At 41.3% G+C, this 15164-nt stretch carries 16 protein-coding genes and 1 tRNA gene; 10 read left to right on the forward strand and 7 right to left on the reverse strand.

Annotation, left to right across the window (positions count from 1 at the left end):
• Positions 1 to 31: 31 nt before the first annotated feature.
• Together Q0R37_RS11235 and Q0R37_RS11240 are read right to left on the reverse strand one after the other, a co-directional pair.
• Positions 32 to 2476: a HAMP domain-containing sensor histidine kinase gene (locus Q0R37_RS11235; RefSeq protein WP_294754510.1), complete on the reverse strand. Its 2445-nt coding sequence runs from the start codon at positions 2474 to 2476 to the stop codon at positions 32 to 34.
• Positions 2477 to 2487: 11 nt separating this feature from the next.
• Entirely contained in the window at positions 2488 to 3198 is a 711-nt protein-coding gene (locus Q0R37_RS11240; protein ID WP_294754511.1) for a response regulator transcription factor, read from the reverse strand.
• Positions 3199 to 3427: 229 nt separating this feature from the next.
• Between Q0R37_RS11240 and Q0R37_RS11245 the strand changes: the two genes are divergently transcribed.
• On the forward strand, positions 3428 to 4291 hold the full coding sequence (locus tag Q0R37_RS11245) for a radical SAM protein (RefSeq protein WP_294754512.1): 864 nt from the start codon (positions 3428 to 3430) through the stop codon (positions 4289 to 4291).
• An 85-nt stretch (positions 4292 to 4376) separates the two neighbouring features.
• Here the strand turns inward: Q0R37_RS11245 and Q0R37_RS11250 are convergent.
• Positions 4377 to 4452, reverse strand: a tRNA-Pro gene (locus tag Q0R37_RS11250).
• A 221-nt stretch (positions 4453 to 4673) separates the two neighbouring features.
• Between Q0R37_RS11250 and Q0R37_RS11255 the strand changes: the two genes are divergently transcribed.
• The 9 genes from Q0R37_RS11255 (at position 4674) to Q0R37_RS11295 (ending at position 11566) form a co-directional block, all read left to right on the forward strand.
• A complete protein-coding gene (locus tag Q0R37_RS11255; protein ID WP_294754513.1) occupies positions 4674 to 4925 on the forward strand; it encodes a hypothetical protein in 252 nt (83 codons plus the stop codon).
• Between the two features lie 19 nt (positions 4926 to 4944).
• On the forward strand, positions 4945 to 5223 hold the full coding sequence (locus tag Q0R37_RS11260) for a hypothetical protein (protein WP_294754515.1): 279 nt from the start codon (positions 4945 to 4947) through the stop codon (positions 5221 to 5223).
• 9 nt (positions 5224 to 5232) lie between these two features.
• Positions 5233 to 6249, forward strand: coding sequence for a dockerin type I domain-containing protein (locus Q0R37_RS11265; RefSeq protein ID WP_294754516.1), 1017 nt, complete (start codon positions 5233 to 5235; stop codon positions 6247 to 6249).
• A 145-nt stretch (positions 6250 to 6394) separates the two neighbouring features.
• Positions 6395 to 7651 carry a serine hydroxymethyltransferase gene (gene glyA / locus Q0R37_RS11270; RefSeq protein ID WP_024859729.1) on the forward strand — a complete coding sequence of 419 codons (1257 nt, stop codon included), beginning with the start codon at positions 6395 to 6397 and terminating at the stop codon, positions 7649 to 7651.
• Positions 7652 to 7732: 81 nt separating this feature from the next.
• Positions 7733 to 8107 carry a RidA family protein gene (locus Q0R37_RS11275; RefSeq protein ID WP_294754518.1) on the forward strand — a complete coding sequence of 125 codons (375 nt, stop codon included), beginning with the start codon at positions 7733 to 7735 and terminating at the stop codon, positions 8105 to 8107.
• Complete coding sequence (locus Q0R37_RS11280; RefSeq protein WP_294754520.1) at positions 8091 to 8441, forward strand: VOC family protein; 351 nt, start codon at positions 8091 to 8093, stop codon at positions 8439 to 8441. The genes Q0R37_RS11275 and Q0R37_RS11280 overlap by 17 nt, the downstream gene beginning before the upstream one ends.
• 18 nt (positions 8442 to 8459) lie before the next feature.
• On the forward strand, positions 8460 to 9734 hold the full coding sequence (locus Q0R37_RS11285) for a replication-associated recombination protein A (RefSeq protein ID WP_294754522.1): 1275 nt from the start codon (positions 8460 to 8462) through the stop codon (positions 9732 to 9734).
• Positions 9735 to 9909: 175 nt separating this feature from the next.
• The gene (locus tag Q0R37_RS11290; RefSeq protein ID WP_294754523.1) at positions 9910 to 10353 is read left to right on the forward strand and encodes an ACT domain-containing protein; all 444 of its coding nucleotides are present in this window, start codon (positions 9910 to 9912) and stop codon (positions 10351 to 10353) included.
• Between the two features lie 19 nt (positions 10354 to 10372).
• Positions 10373 to 11566 carry a homoserine dehydrogenase gene (locus Q0R37_RS11295; protein WP_294754525.1) on the forward strand — a complete coding sequence of 398 codons (1194 nt, stop codon included), beginning with the start codon at positions 10373 to 10375 and terminating at the stop codon, positions 11564 to 11566.
• Between the two features lie 95 nt (positions 11567 to 11661).
• Here the strand turns inward: Q0R37_RS11295 and Q0R37_RS11300 are convergent, their stop codons facing one another.
• The 4 genes from Q0R37_RS11300 to Q0R37_RS11315 all read right to left on the reverse strand — a co-directional run bounded on the left by Q0R37_RS11300 (position 11662) and on the right by Q0R37_RS11315 (position 14976).
• On the reverse strand, positions 11662 to 12450 hold the full coding sequence (locus tag Q0R37_RS11300; protein ID WP_294754527.1) for an MIP family channel protein: 789 nt from the start codon (positions 12448 to 12450) through the stop codon (positions 11662 to 11664).
• A 127-nt stretch (positions 12451 to 12577) separates the two neighbouring features.
• Positions 12578 to 13474, reverse strand: coding sequence for a hypothetical protein (locus Q0R37_RS11305; RefSeq protein WP_294754529.1), 897 nt, complete (start codon positions 13472 to 13474; stop codon positions 12578 to 12580).
• Complete coding sequence (locus tag Q0R37_RS11310; RefSeq protein WP_294754531.1) at positions 13471 to 14157, reverse strand: class D sortase; 687 nt, start codon at positions 14155 to 14157, stop codon at positions 13471 to 13473. Before Q0R37_RS11310 ends, Q0R37_RS11305 begins: the two co-directional genes overlap by 4 nt.
• Complete coding sequence (locus tag Q0R37_RS11315) at positions 14158 to 14976, reverse strand: hypothetical protein (protein WP_294754533.1); 819 nt, start codon at positions 14974 to 14976, stop codon at positions 14158 to 14160.
• Positions 14977 to 15164 lie beyond the last annotated feature (188 nt).

The raw sequence follows: 15164 nt of genomic DNA on the forward strand, positions 1-15164 counted from the left end.
TCATATACTCTTTTATTGCACTATTTTTCGTTTACACAGAATTTGGGATTGACTCTTTTTTCATCAGTGGAAGCTTTACATTCGCAGTGAACATATCGCCGTCTATTAATACTTCAAATTCACCGCCGCAGGCTTCGGTAAAGCTTTTGGCTATTGACAGTCCGAGTCCGTTGCCCTCGGTAGTTCTCGACTTGTCACCGCGTGTGAATCTTTCGGTTATTTCTTCGGGTGAGAAGTCCATTTCTTCAGCGGATATGTTTTTTACTGAAATATAGGTATATTTTTCGTCGTTTTTCAGTGAAACGTATACCCTTGTCCCTTCCATTGAATACTTTAACGCATTATCTATAAGGTTCTGCAATACACGATAAAGCTTCTTTCCGTCAGCTATTATTGTTGCGGACTGAGATTTTATATCAGTGCGTACTTCCCTGCCTGACTGTGCTATCTTGTCAGACATATCCCCTATCACCTGTTTAGTCAGTATAACGGCGTCTATTTTTTCACTGTCAACATCTGTATGGCTTGTAGCTTTTGCAAGGTCAAAAAGATCTGATACCATAGCTTTTAGGCGGTCGGATTTCTGACTGATTATGGCTACATAGTCTTTTGCGGCGGGACTCATCTCCTCGGCAGACAGAAGATCAATATAGCTTATTATAGATGTAAGCGGAGTTTTCAGGTCGTGGGATACATTTGTGACCAGTTCGATCTTCATGCGCTCTGACTGAACCTGCTTGTCGACAGCACTGCGTATGCCGCCTGATATATTGTTCAGGTTATTGGTCATACCGTAGGCAGGCGACTTATCGGATACCATACGCGGTGAATAGTCACCTCCGTTCATATCAGCTATCTGCTTTGCAACTCCTGCGATTTCCACATGATCGCGTATGCTGAAAAAAACGTAGGAGATCAGCACAAAAAACGAAGCAAGGAAGAAGCTCTCAGCTTCACGTGATGAAAAGGCGAATATCGCAAAAAAGAACTCTGCGACAGCTGCTATTGCTGTTCTGATAATAAATCTTCTGAGAAAAATGTCTTTTTTCAGAGCGTTTTTCTCAACTCGCTTTATACTGCGGCATTTATGCTGAGTTCGTAAGAATTTTGCGGCTCTTTTTAACTCTTTCCATATAAAAGCGAATATTCTGCCTGTTAGTGTGGTTCTCCAGAAACTGCGGCATTTCAATCGAGTAACAAGCGTTATGAGGCAGCCGAGTACAAGAGCGTATACAGCTGTCAGTATGCTTCCTTCTATGACAGATATAGTGCCGAAGCTGTAATAATCTGCAAGGTCACTGTATCCGTATCTGTTTAAAACAATTTCATCCATGAACAGATATACAAATACAGCAGCGCCTATAATTAATGCGATAGGAAGCTCTGCAAAGATATGATCAGGCATGGAAAGTGTGAACTTCTTTTTCTCTGCGTTATATCCGCAGCAGAAGAGAAGGACTATGCCGACGATCACTCCTGCTATAGCAAGCGGTATCAGAGGCGTCATATCATTTACAGCTTTTCTGCTCGATTCTTCATTCTCTGAAATGCGGCTTTCGTAATCTGCTATCAGATCGTCTCTTGGCTTTATGCATACAGTTATGTCAGATGTATCGCCTTTTTCATTTATGAACTTGTTCTTATTAACCTTGATCCATTGGTGGCTTTCCTCATCATAGAACATATACATATCCGTATCTGTTAATTCGGATATATCCTCGTCTGAATAGTAATTCGCTGTAGCTTTTTCAATGCCGAACTGATCGATTGCTTCATAATCAGCTGATTCCGAAGAGAAATAGTCGTTGTTTATATATTCGGGCACAGGCATACTGCCGTCGAGCCTGTAGTATAGAGTAACGCCGTTTTCATCGGTATAGCTCTCCATTCCGTCTGTGTCCATATCATATACTGCCACAGCTGGTTTGGGAAAATTAAAACCTACGAAGAAATATGTCAGACCGTAATTTGTGGTATACCATGAGAACTCATGATCGTACCATCTGTGCATACCTTTGGGATAATTCACATCACGTCCGCTGACATATTCAGCGGAATAAGCGCTTTTCAGTTCTTCAAGCGGTTTGTTTGTATTTGTAAGTACTCTGTCGCCGCAGCTTGCGTAATATTCAAAATCAGGTGTATCTTCAAGCAGAAGCTTTCCGTTTTGGTCAATGAGCTCAAGTTCTGTGAGAGCTTTTCGCAAAGAGGCTTCCATTTGCTTTGAACAGGTAAACCTGCCGTTTTTATCAGTATATCTAAGGTAGATATTGCTTATTGCGAGCAGTCTGTCGTAAAGCCATGACATATCAGAACTGTAGGAAAAGCTTTCAATTCCTTCATCTGCGCTGTAGACCTTGTAATTTCGGGACATTTCCCTGTTTGCTATGTACAGCCCCTGAAAGACAGCTGCACCAACGAGAATACATGATATTATAAATGCAATGATACGCGATATACGCTTTTTCAGGATCATAAAAGTCACTCCTATTGTTTCTCCATTTTGTATCCAATGCCCCATACGACCTTAAGATAGCGCGGTTCACTGGGATTTATCTCTATTTTTTCTCTTATGTGGCGTATATGTACCATTACTGTATTCTCAATGGAATAGGAATCCTCGTTCCATACGCGGGAGTATATTTCCTCAGCTGAGAAGATCCTTCCTGCATTAGCCATAAGAAGCTCGGTTATCTTGTACTCTGTGGCTGTGAGCTTCACGGGGCTTCCATCTGCGGAAAGCTGTTTTGCGTCCCTGTCAAGAATAAGTCCGCCTATTCGTATTTCATTAGCCTTTTGTATACCGTCTGCAGCTCCCAGTGTGAGATAGCGGCGCAGATTGGACTGAACACGGGCTAAAAGCTCCATGGGATTGTAAGGCTTTGTGATATAGTCGTCTGCTCCCATGGAAAGTCCGAGTATCTTGTCACTGTCCTCGGATTTGGCTGAAAGTACAATGATAGGTATGTTCTTTGTGGCTCGAATTTTCATCATTGCCGACAGACCATCCAGCTTGGGCATCATAACATCTATAAGTATGAGCTGTATATCGTTCTGCATAAGAGAATCAATTGCTTCGAGACCGTTATATGCTTTGTAAACCTTATATCCCTCACGGGAAAGAAGTGTTGCGATAGCATTAACGATATCGTGGTCGTCATCGACCACAAGTATTGAAGAATTCAGTATATTTATCATGATAAAGTCCTTTCAGCGATAAAAATATAAATGTTCTTATATATTTTAACGCTCTCTTGTTCTTCTGTCAATATTATAACTGCCGATCCTTATTATAAAGCTGATGAAATTCTTATTTTTTTCTTAAGATCGGCAATCATGACCTATGAAAAGAGTATATTGTGTTTTTTTAGGTTTTATGGTATAATTTAAGAACATTTATTTTATTTACTCAGAAAAAGGTGATAATATGCACTTTGTTGAAGCAAAAGGAATACTTTCTGCTGCAAACGGTATCAATATATACAGAGGCTGCACTCACGGCTGTATCTACTGTGACAGCCGAAGCTCGTGCTACAATATGGATCATGCTTTTGAAGATATAGAGGTAAAGATAAATGCACCGCAGCTGCTTGATAAAAAGCTTGCATCAAAAAGGAAAAAGTGCATGATAGGCACAGGTTCCATGTGCGATCCGTATCTTCCTGCCGAAAAAGAGCTCAAACTTACTCAGCAGTGTCTTGATATAATAGAAAAACACGGCTTCGGAGCGGCGGTACTTACAAAATCAGACCTTATACTTCGTGATATTGACATTTTAGCTTCGATAAACGAACAGTCAAAGGCTGTAGTGCAGATCACCATGACTACATTTGACGAAGAGCTTTGCAGGATCGTTGAGCCGAATGTCTGTACTACGAAAAGGCGATTTGAAGCTCTTATGGAAATGAAAAAGAGGAACATCCCCACAGTTGTGTGGCTGTCCCCTTTTCTGCCATATATCAATGATAATGAAGAAAATCTTGCTGGGCTGCTTGAATACTGTGCCGAGGCCGAGGTCAAAGGAGTAGTATGCTTCGGTATCGGTCTGACTCTCCGTAACGGCAACAGAGAGTACTATTATTCTGCACTTGACAAACATTTTCACGGACTTTCCGATATTTACCGCCGTGAATACGGAAATTCATATGAAATAGTCAGCCGAAATAATAAAAAGCTTATGTCTATACTAAATGAATTCTGTGATAAGCACAATATGATATCCGACATAAATAAATGCTTTTCTTATCTTAACGATTACCCCGATAAATACGAACAGCTTTCGTTTTTCTGAGTTCCTGCGGAATTATACACATATCAGTAAAATAAAAAGAGCTCTCAGTTACCTGAGAACTCTTTTTGGGGTCGATGATCGCATCTGGTCTGAGTGACGGGACTTGAACCCACGGCCTCTACCACCCCAAGGTAGCGCGCTACCAACTGCGCCACACCCAGACAAGTGATCACTGCAATCAACGTTATTAATTATATCATGTTGATCTTCGTTTGTCAAGCTTTTTTTGAAAAATTATCATTTTTATTATTTTTTAATATAATACACGGCTAATTTTCGCTTTTTTTACAATATTATAAATTTTTGAAATGTATATTAAGCTCGTTTTCTATGGACAAATAAAAAAATATATGATATAATATGTTTTAAGGGAGCTGATGATATGCACAAAAATTTTAAAAATCTATTATCCTGCATTTTTTCGTGCAGCTTTATTTATTTATCACTCTCATGCTGTTCGATGGATGCTTTCGCTTCTGACGGTGCTAATGAAAAAAGCGTATCCAAAGGAGTAATAGTATTCGTTATGATAGCTGTATTTATTGTTACAGCTATAGCTTCAGGCTATATTTCATATAAGCTGAAAACTAAAAATATAAGGGAAAGTAAGGAAGATTCTTCGGATAACGACTAAAATACGTCTGGTGCTGTTTATGGATATTGATCTTTACATTGACTTCGTTTATCATGGCTTTTACAGACTTGAGGATATTGAGGAAAGATTTGAGGAATATCGTTTGATCGCTGAGGAGGCTGCAAAGGATATATCGGATGATGAGGTTGTACTTTATGCGATCTATGCCTTTGATGACAAGACACAGCGCTTCATTTACGCTAATTTTATGATAAAAAAGCTTAAGCTTGAGCATTACGCAAGAGTATGCCGCAGGCTTTCGCCTTTTTGTCGATTATTCTGTATCTGGAACGGTTAGGTGGAAAATATGCATTTAAAAAATATAATGGCTGCGGTTTTCTCGGCAGTCATAATATCAGGTGCGGGAATAGCCGTTAGTGCGGCTTCTTCAGAGAGCGCCTATACTATCGGAGATCATGTTTCGGCAGCTACCGAAGCTGCAACTTCGGCTAAAACATCTGTCAGCGGTACGACTGCTGCGGCTTCTTCAACAAATTCAGCTTTGACATCTGCTGATCCTTCTTCCATTACCACTGAAACAACGACCGAACCAACTACAGTAAAAACTTATGCAATTACTTTTCTTGACTTTGACGGCAAGGTTCTTACTTCTATTGATGTTCCCGAAGGTGAGAATATTGATTATGCTTCCATAGATACAAGTCCGCTACATGAATATCTTGATGTAAATACTGAAAAGGACTTTTCTTCATGGGATATTACTCCTTCCAGAGCTGATAAGGACTATACTATACACGCTCTTTCAAAAGTCGCAACTATATATTATAAGAAAAAGCCCGATAAATACAGATACTTTTCAACAAAAGGAAAGGTCAATCTTGATGGTTTGCAGGCTTTTATAGATGTTTCTGTTCAGACGCCGAAAAAGAACAAGGACGGTACTTACGTGGTCGAAAAGCAGACCATAGACATATCTTCAAGCTGTGTTGCGAAGCCTGCTGCTCTTTCATCGGCTTTTGCTTTGAGCGATAAGGCAACTATCTCTGTTTATCCTATAGGTGCTAAAAAGGCTCTGTGTTCTTTTGACATTATATGCTACCGCAATCTCGGAGATATCAATGAGGACGGAAATATAGATTCTGTTGATGCTTCAATGGTGCTTACGATATACGCTAATTTAGCTGCTTCAAGGACTTATAAGGCAACAGATCAGATGAAAAAGCTCTCAGATGTGAATATGGATGATAAGATAGACGCTCTTGACGCTTCTTATATCCTGAAATACTATGCTATAGCATCAACTGCAAAGGACGTTATGGACTGGGAGAATATCCTTGATTATGACAAAATATTAAAAAAATAATCCTATTTCCCTCTGCTTTTGCAGAGGGTTTTTAGTGTAAAATCACTTTTTTCTGTTTTCCTATTGAAATTTTACAAAGAATAATGTATAATTATAAGGTAATGCATTTGCGTAATTTCACTAATTTTTTAAAGGAGTGCTTATAATGTACAACGATCTTATGGATTCAATCGGCTTCGTAAGCAGCTATGATCCTGCTGTAGGCGAAGCAATGGGCAAGGAGCTTGCTCGTCAGCAGAGAAATCTCGAGCTCATCGCAAGCGAAAATATCGTTTCTCCCGCAGTTATGGCTGCTATGGGAAGCGTTCTTACTAATAAGTATGCTGAGGGTTACCCTGGAAAGCGTTACTACGGCGGCTGCCAGTGCGTTGACGAAGTTGAGGCTATTGCTATCGAGAGAGCCTGTAAGCTTTTCGGTGCCAAGTTTGCAAACGTTCAGCCTCATTCGGGTGCTCAGGCTAATACAGCTGCATATTTCGCAGTTCTTCAGCCCGGTGATACAGTTCTCGGCATGAGCCTTGCAGACGGCGGACATCTCACACATGGTTCACCTGTTAACCTTTCTGGTAAGTATTTCAATTTCGTTTCATACGGTCTTGATGATGAAACAGAGATGATAAACTATGATACAGTTCAGGCTCTTGCTAACGAGCACAAGCCAAAGCTCATCGTTGCCGGCGCAAGCGCTTATCCAAGAGCTATCGACTTCAAGCGACTCCGTCAGATCGCTGATTCTGTAGGCGCTCTTCTTATGGTCGATATGGCTCATATCGCAGGTCTTGTTGCAGCAGGCTGTCACGAGTCCCCTGTTCCCTACGCTGATATCACAACAACAACAACTCATAAGACTCTCCGCGGACCAAGAGGAGGACTTATCCTTACAAATGACGAGGCACTTGCCAAGAAGATCAACTCCGCTATCTTCCCGGGTACACAGGGTGGTCCTCTTATGCATACTATCGCTGCTAAGGCTGTATGCTTTGGTGAGGCACTCAAGCCTGAGTTCAAGGACTATCAGCAGAGAATAGTAAAGAACGCAAAGGCTCTTGCAGACGGTCTTGTAAAGAGAGGCTTCAACCTCGTTTCAGGCGGTACTGACAATCACCTCATGCTTGTTGATCTCCGTCCTTTCAGCATCACAGGTAAGGAGCTTGAGCACAGACTTGACGAGGTCTATATCACAGTAAACAAGAACGCTATCCACAACGACCCTGAGAAGCCTTTCGTAACAAGCGGTATCAGAATCGGTACTCCTGCTGTTACTACAAGAGGTCTCGGTATCGAGGAAATGGAAAAGATCGCTGAGTACATCTACCTCTGCGCTACAGATTTTGAGAACAAGGCTGACGAGATCCGTGCAGGCGTAAATGCTATCTGCGAGAAATTCCCGCTTTACAAGTAATCAATAGCTTTTAAGGGACGGACAGGCTGTCCGTCCCTGTATTTTTACATTATATATCAATTTATAACAAGGAAATAAACAATGGATAAAATCAAAAGACTTGAAGTAGACGAATTTTGGGCTGATTCATCTGTTATCGAAGCAGGAGATTATATTTTTGTCGGATATTGCATGGGAAATGAGGGGCAATCAATAGAAGCGCAGATAAGCGGTGCCTTTGATGTACTGAAAAGCAGACTTGCAATGGCAGGCTTAGAAATGGATTCTGTTGTAAAAATGGATTGCCTTTTCAAAAACATCAATGATCTGAATTATCTCCCCGATATCATAAAAAAGCACTTTAACGGAAAGTATCCTGCGAGAAAAGCTTACACAACCGATTTTATAAGAGAGGGCATTCTATTTCAGATAGTTGCTATTGCATTTAAAGGCAGTAATAATGAAATTACACATTAACTCGCTCTATCTTTGCGTAAAAGATATGGAAAGAGCAATAAAGTTTTACGAGGATTTATTTGAACAGACAGTTACTGAGACAAGCGATATTTACTCTGTTTTTGATATAAACGGTTTCAGATTTGGGATGTTTGCGTTTGAAAAGAAAAAAGAACCTCATATTTTCGGCAGCAATTGCTTACCAAGCATTAGTGTTGAAAGTCTTGAATGTCTGAAAGAAAAACTCAAGGATAAAGAAATATGTTTTCCGTTAACTCAAATTAAGAATAATTGGGTTGCCGAATTCATAGATTCCGAGGGGAATCATATCGAGATCACTGCACCTGTAAAATAAATAGAGAGGAGAAAAGCTATGTCCGCACCATTAGCTGATAAAATACGTCCCAAAACTCTTGCCGATGTAGTCGGTCAGGAACATATCCTCGCAGAAGGCAAGCCTCTGCGCCGCATAATCGAAAGCGGAACAGTTCCTAATATGATATTCTACGGTCCGTCAGGTGTCGGAAAGACCACTGTCGCACGTATAATCGCTGAAAACTGCGGAATGTCACTGTATAAGCTCAACGGCACCAACGCTTCCCTTTCCGATATCAAGGACGTTGTTGCCGATATAGGCACATTCGGCAGCGAGAATGGTATTCTTCTCTATCTCGACGAGATACAGTACCTCAACAAGAAGCAGCAGCAAAGTCTCCTTGAATACATCGAAAACGGCGATATCACGCTTATAGCTTCAACTACGGAAAATCCTTATTTCGCCATTTTCAACGCAGTAATAAGCAGAAGCACTGTATTTGAGTTCAAGCCTGTTACTGCCGAGCAGCTGATACCTGCTATAAAACGAGCTTTCAATATCATGTCCGAAGAAAACGGATATGTGATCGAAGTTTCAGATGATATAATTACTAAGATCGCTTACAGCTGCGGCGGTGATGTCCGTAAAGCTATAAATACTGCCGAGCTTGCTGTTGTATGCGGCGAGCCGTCTGACGGCAAGGTCGCAATTACAGAGGAGTCTCTTGAAGTTCTTGCACAAAGAAGTAATATGCGGTATGATCGTGACGGTGACCAGCATTATGATATATTATCGGCATTCCATAAATCTGTGCGCGGTTCTGACGAAAATGCGGCTCTCCACTATGCGGCTCGTCTTATTGAGGCGGGAGATATAATATCTTTGTGCAGGCGTATGCTGTGCATCGCTTCCGAGGATGTAGGTCTCGCCTACCCTATGGCTGTTCCCATTGTCAAGGCGTGTGTCGATTCTGCACTCCAGCTTGGTCTTCCCGAAGCAAAGCTTCCTTTAGCGGAAGCCATAATCCTTATGGCTACAGCTCCGAAATCCAACAGTGCCTGCATGGCGATCGACGCAGCACTTGAAGACCTGAAAAGCTGTGATGCACTTGATTTCCCACGGCATCTGCAAAATGTTCATTACGACGGAAAAGGTGCAAAGGTCGTGGGACAGCATTACCTCTATCCTCATGACTTTCCGGATCACTACGTCAGACAGCAGTATCTTCCCGATGCTATCTCGGATCATGTGTATTATAAATTCGGAGATAACAAGCAGGAACAGTCGGCTTATCAGTACAGACTTAAATTACTGGATAAAACTAAAAAATAAGCAATATAGTCCGTGTGAATGCGCGGACTATTGTCAACTTACATAAAATATATGTTTTCTGCTGTAATTATTTATTCTTGACAAAACATAAAAAAAATGGTATAGTAATTAAGTAGAGTACAATTGTTCACCGTAGGCGGACGTTTTTATTCAATAATTATTAGGGTGATTTATTATGGATACAAAATCACAGCTTATAGTTGCCGATTCAAAAATACTTCCCGAAGTCTTTACAAAGGTCCTTGAGGTCAAGAAGCTCATGGCGCAGAAGGGTGAAAAAAGCTTTGCTTCTGCCTGCAAGCGCATCGGTATTTCAAGAAGTGCTTATTATAAGTATAAAGACAGCGTTTTTTCTTATGAGGAGCTTTTTAACAGAAAGATAGTCAATATCTATCTTCTGTTGAGCGACAGTCCCGGTATCCTTTCCAGTGCTCTCGTGTTTCTTCATAATCTTAACGCTAATATTTTGACTGTTAATCAGAGTATCCCTGTGGATGGCGCAGCAGCAGTCAATATTTCACTCAGACTTACGGGCGAATCCGAAAGCGAGCTCGCTCAGCTTAATTCAATTACAGAACTTGACGGTATTTTAGAGTGCAAGATACTCTCTGCCGAATAGTTTACGGAGGTTTCTTTTTATGTCAGTTAAATTTGCGGTTTTAGGTCATGGTGTTGTTGGTTCGGGCGTTGTCGAGCTTTTCTATAAGAACAGGAAAAGTATCGAAAAACACGCAGGTACTGAGATGGATATAAAATATATCCTTGATCTCAGAGATTTTCCTGATTCTCCTTACGCTGATAAATTCACCAAGAACTTTGAAGATATAGTCAACGATGACGAAGTCGTATCGGTCGCTGAGTGTATGGGCGGCGTTGAGCCTGCATTTTCTTTCGTAAAGGCTTGCCTTGAAAAAGGAAAAAGCGTATCAACTTCCAATAAGGAGCTTGTTGCGGAGAAAGGCGATATTCTCCTGAAAACAGCTAAAGAGCACAACTGTAATTTCTTCTTTGAAGCCAGTGTCGGCGGAGCTATCCCGATAATCCGTCCCCTTCACAGATGTCTTGCTGCAAATGATATCTATAAGGTTGCAGGTATACTTAACGGAACGACTAACTTTATACTTACAAAGATGTATAATGACAATATGCCTTTCAAGGAAGCACTTGCCCTTGCTCAGAAGCTCGGATATGCCGAAAAAGATCCGACTGCTGATATCGAAGGTCACGACGCCTGCAGAAAGATCTGTATAATTTCTTCACTGGTATTCGGCAAGCACGTTTATCCCAAGAGTGTATACACAAAAGGTATCACTGACATTCAGCTCTGTGATGTTGAAGCTTCCGACGTTTTAGGATATGCTATAAAGCTTGTTGCCTCCGTTTCAAAGCTTGATAACGGCAAGATACTGCCTGCTGTAATGCCTATGCTCGTTTCTTATGACAGCATAATGTCGGGTGTAAATGATGTATTCAATGCTGTTCTTGTTTTCGGAGACGGAATAGATCAGACAATGTTCTACGGCCGCGGCGCAGGAAAGCTTCCTACTGCAAGTGCTGTAATGGGAGATGTTATTGAAGCTGTAAAGCACAAGGTAACAGTATTCTCTCAGACATGGGAGCCTTCTTCTGACGATTCCTTTGTTGAAAAGATAGACAATTTCTCATCACGCTGGTATTTCCGTGTTCCGTCAGGTTCCGATATCGGCGGAGTTGAGGTCTACAATAACGAGAACGGTCTTTCATATGTAACGACTGAGAAGCTTACCTTCGCAGATGCTAAGGCAAAAGCTCAGAAGCTCGGAGCTCTGGCTTGCTTCCCTGTTTTTGAATGATAAAAAAATTTACAGCCCGATATGATCGGGCTGTTGTTATAGTAATAAAAAGCAGTATGACGCATATCATACTGCTTTCTTTTGTATTTCGGATATTACTTTTTCTTCTTTTTGCTGTTTGAATTTGAAGTCTTCTTTACAGGAGCTGCACTTTTCTCCGAAGCTGCTTTTTCTGCAACTGCTGCTTTAACAGGCTTGTTTGATGATTCAAGAGCCTTATAAGCTACTGCTGCAAGCGCTGCACCGATAAATGGTCCGATAATGAATACCCATAGACTGCTGAGAGCATCACCGCCTGCAACGAGTGCAGGTCCGAGGCTTCTTGCAGGGTTTACAGATGTACCTGTAAGACCGATTCCGAAGATATGAACGAGTGTAAGTGTAAGACCTATAATAAGTCCGCCGAATGAGCCGTGATTTGCTTTCTTTGAAGTTACGCCAAGAATTGTCATAACAAAAATGAATGTGAGTATGATCTCAACAATAAGTCCTGCGCCTGAGCTTCCGTTTACGCCTGCAAGTCCGTTTGCACCGTAACCGCCTGTCTGATCTTCGACACCGCCGAGGTCAAAGATGAGCTTCAGTACTCCTGTACCTGCGATGGCGCCTACGCACTGTGAAACGACATATCCGATAAAATCGGTGAAAGTCATTCCCCCGCTGATAAGAACTCCGAGTGAAACTGCGGGATTGATGTGACAGCCCGAGATGTTGCCGATACAGTAAGCCATACCGACAATTACGAGACCGAATGCCAGTGCGGTAAGAATGTAGCCGCATCCGTTAGCTGAGTCGCATCCGACGAGCATAGCTGTTCCGCATCCGAGAAGTACAAGTACAAATGTACCGATAACTTCTGCAACGTATTTTTTGATTGATTCCATTATATTGCCTCCTTAAAAATGTAAATATTGCGGACGAACCGTTAAATCAATTATATCATCGTTTATGGTTTAATGTCAATATTTTCTAATAAAATAGCCAAAAATAATTTGTTAGTCGGAATAAACATCAGCTTATCTGTGTCGGTTTTGTATCGGGATACTTTTTCTTATCGCCTATTATACCGTAGATCACAGCCGTTGCAAGTCCGAGAACGATCAGTGCTATCTGTATTGCTGCAAATGCTTCGGTAAGCTTATACATAGCGCTTGTAAATGCAGTAAATACAGCCGCCTGCTTGATCGAAAACGAATCGTAGTATCTGGTAGCAATAAGATATATACTTGGTACAGCACCTATAATCCCTGCGATCATTGCAGAGATACCGCACCAGTACATAGCAGTCATGCGCTTTTTTCTGTTGATAATAATTAGAAGGACTATCAAAAAGATATTAAAGCCGATCGCAGCTGCCGTAAGGATGAGTCTGTTTGAATAGAGCCTTGCAGCCTTCTTTAGGATACCTTTGCTGCTCATTGCCGAAAACTTATATACGTCACAGAATGAGCCGATCGTCAAGTAGGCGTTATCTTTGGTATTGCTTAATTTTAGATCGAAGTTTTCATCCTTCTCGTAGTTGTTTTTGTCGGCAAAATCATTAAAAAAGGTATCTATACTGTTTTCAAGGGCCTTATTCTGCGGCCGTACAGCTGACATTACTCCGTTTCCGTCAACAGCTTCAAATGCAGAGTCTATGATGGCTTCTTCAAAGCTCCTTATATACTCCTGATCTATGGGGGCCATGTATACTTCAGCGGGAATTCCCGTTGAATTGTATTTATCGGTGAAGTATTTCTCCAATTCTGAATATACCTTGGATTCAATGTTGTTTTTCTGTGCCAGATTTTTCAGCTTTGACGGAGTTGCATTGATATCCATCAACAATAAGGCGGAAGTTGCGATTATCGTGAACACAAGGATCACAGAAACTATCAGAGAAGGGATATATGAGACAGGTTTCTTCATTTTTTATCCTCCTCTGCTTTATTATAGAACTTTTTTGCTGTAGGTTCGCAGACAACAGCGAGCCTTTCATCGGAGCTGCCGAGAACATCTTTTTTGCAGGTATATAAAGTCAGCTTTGACGTTTTCGATGGTGAAACATACTTGCTTTGTTTTTTGTTGAATACGAAGATTTCCTTGACTGTATATTCAAATTCACCGTAATTGGTCTTTAAATATATCTTATCGTCTGTCTTTATCTTATCCAGTTCGGCAAAAAATGTGTCCTGATGTGCACTTATTACTGTATTTCCGTCATCTCCTATCACGGCCGAGCTTGACGCCTGACAAGCGCCTCTTTCGTACAGCTCGGAGCTGCTTCCCCAGTATACAGGGATCGACGACTCAAACGCTCCTGCCGAAAGAAGTGCATACATTTCACCGAACTTTGGACGAACGATCTCACCTTCTTCAAATGTTTCACCATCGTATTCGGAGATTATGTCGTTTTCTTTTATAATAAGTCCCGAGCTTGCAGAATCGGGAGTGTTTTTCAGATTATCCATAAATGCAAGATTGAAGTATACCTTAAGCTTGTCGGCAGGCTTTATCATAGCTGCTATCAGTATGCCCACACAGATAAACAGAAGGATAAACGGAGTCACAATATGGATGATAAGTCTGTCTTTTGCTTGTTTTTTGTTCATTTAGTTCTCCGTTTCATTCTTTTTCATTCGGCGAATGAGCATAAATGCCGAAGTGATACCGATACCGATAAATGCAGCAGAAGCTGCAAGAAGTCCTCTTCTGTCATAGCCTGTATCATCAACGGCGACACCTGCTGTCGATACGTTGAGGAGCTCTCCCTTATCGTTTCTCATTGCAACAGTAAGAGAGTCATCCGTTATTTCATCGACCGTTATATTTAAACCCATCTGACCTGCGGCTTCGGAAAGCTTCTCAACGACTTTAAGCTTCTGTTCGGCGGGACTTTGCTTTATAATAGCTCTGTATTCCTCTGGACTCAGGTCGTCGATTATAGCCTGCTGCTGTTCGGGGGTAAAGCTGTGCACATACGCCATTTTATCATCATAAGACATACTTATGAATTCCTCACGGCTTATTCTTGTAAAAGTTGAACCGTCAGAAGCAGTAAGAGTGATGCCGCTAACTACCTGCTGATCATTGCCTGTCGCAGTTTCCTGCTGTGATTCTGTGGGAGTTTCTGCTGTAGTTGCTGTCGTTACAGGAGCGTTGGGCTGCTGTGGTGCGGTGTCTATGATCTGACTTCCCGAGGCATGAAGATAAGCAATGGCTTGATCCAAAACTTCCGAAGGGTATTTTTCGGGATTTGCGTAATATGCATTGTATCCTGTACTGATATCATCTTCCGAGTAACCATATGCTCTTGCAACAGCTGCAACATCATCGACTGTAGTGGCCATTGCGGATAAACCAAAAGCATAAGAGCTTATTATCGAAGCTGTAAAAAATGAAATATAAGCGCAAATTTTTTTTATATTCATAAAAAATACCTCCATACTTATACATATGTTTATTATAACCTTTTAACACGTAAATGTCAAGGTTACATACATATGAAAGATTTTCCGCCGATATAAAACAAAAAAGCCTTACGCAAAACGTAAGACTTTTTAAGCGTGCCTGGAGGGATTCGAACCCCCGACCTACTGGTTCGTAGCCAGTCACTCTA

This window comes from uncultured Ruminococcus sp., from assembly GCF_946415235.1.
In the GTDB taxonomy this organism is placed as follows: Bacteria; Bacillota; Clostridia; order Oscillospirales; family Ruminococcaceae; genus Ruminococcus.

What these genes read in the sequence shown, in the direction of transcription:
- Q0R37_RS11235 (WP_294754510.1), bottom strand. Translation starts at nt 2,476, where the DNA reads ATGATCCTGAAAAAGCGTATATCGCGTATCATTGCATTTATAATATCA.
- Q0R37_RS11240 (WP_294754511.1), bottom strand. Translation starts at nt 3,198, where the DNA reads ATGATAAATATACTGAATTCTTCAATACTTGTGGTCGATGACGACCAC.
- Q0R37_RS11245 (WP_294754512.1), top strand. Translation starts at nt 3,428, where the DNA reads ATGCACTTTGTTGAAGCAAAAGGAATACTTTCTGCTGCAAACGGTATC.
- Q0R37_RS11255 (WP_294754513.1), top strand. Translation starts at nt 4,674, where the DNA reads ATGCACAAAAATTTTAAAAATCTATTATCCTGCATTTTTTCGTGCAGC.
- Q0R37_RS11260 (WP_294754515.1), top strand. Translation starts at nt 4,945, where the DNA reads ATGGATATTGATCTTTACATTGACTTCGTTTATCATGGCTTTTACAGA.
- Q0R37_RS11265 (WP_294754516.1), top strand. Translation starts at nt 5,233, where the DNA reads ATGCATTTAAAAAATATAATGGCTGCGGTTTTCTCGGCAGTCATAATA.
- glyA (WP_024859729.1), top strand. Translation starts at nt 6,395, where the DNA reads ATGTACAACGATCTTATGGATTCAATCGGCTTCGTAAGCAGCTATGAT.
- Q0R37_RS11275 (WP_294754518.1), top strand. Translation starts at nt 7,733, where the DNA reads ATGGATAAAATCAAAAGACTTGAAGTAGACGAATTTTGGGCTGATTCA.
- Q0R37_RS11280 (WP_294754520.1), top strand. Translation starts at nt 8,091, where the DNA reads ATGAAATTACACATTAACTCGCTCTATCTTTGCGTAAAAGATATGGAA.
- Q0R37_RS11285 (WP_294754522.1), top strand. Translation starts at nt 8,460, where the DNA reads ATGTCCGCACCATTAGCTGATAAAATACGTCCCAAAACTCTTGCCGAT.
- Q0R37_RS11290 (WP_294754523.1), top strand. Translation starts at nt 9,910, where the DNA reads ATGGATACAAAATCACAGCTTATAGTTGCCGATTCAAAAATACTTCCC.
- Q0R37_RS11295 (WP_294754525.1), top strand. Translation starts at nt 10,373, where the DNA reads ATGTCAGTTAAATTTGCGGTTTTAGGTCATGGTGTTGTTGGTTCGGGC.
- Q0R37_RS11300 (WP_294754527.1), bottom strand. Translation starts at nt 12,450, where the DNA reads ATGGAATCAATCAAAAAATACGTTGCAGAAGTTATCGGTACATTTGTA.
- Q0R37_RS11305 (WP_294754529.1), bottom strand. Translation starts at nt 13,474, where the DNA reads ATGAAGAAACCTGTCTCATATATCCCTTCTCTGATAGTTTCTGTGATC.
- Q0R37_RS11310 (WP_294754531.1), bottom strand. Translation starts at nt 14,157, where the DNA reads ATGAACAAAAAACAAGCAAAAGACAGACTTATCATCCATATTGTGACT.
- Q0R37_RS11315 (WP_294754533.1), bottom strand. Translation starts at nt 14,976, where the DNA reads ATGAATATAAAAAAAATTTGCGCTTATATTTCATTTTTTACAGCTTCG.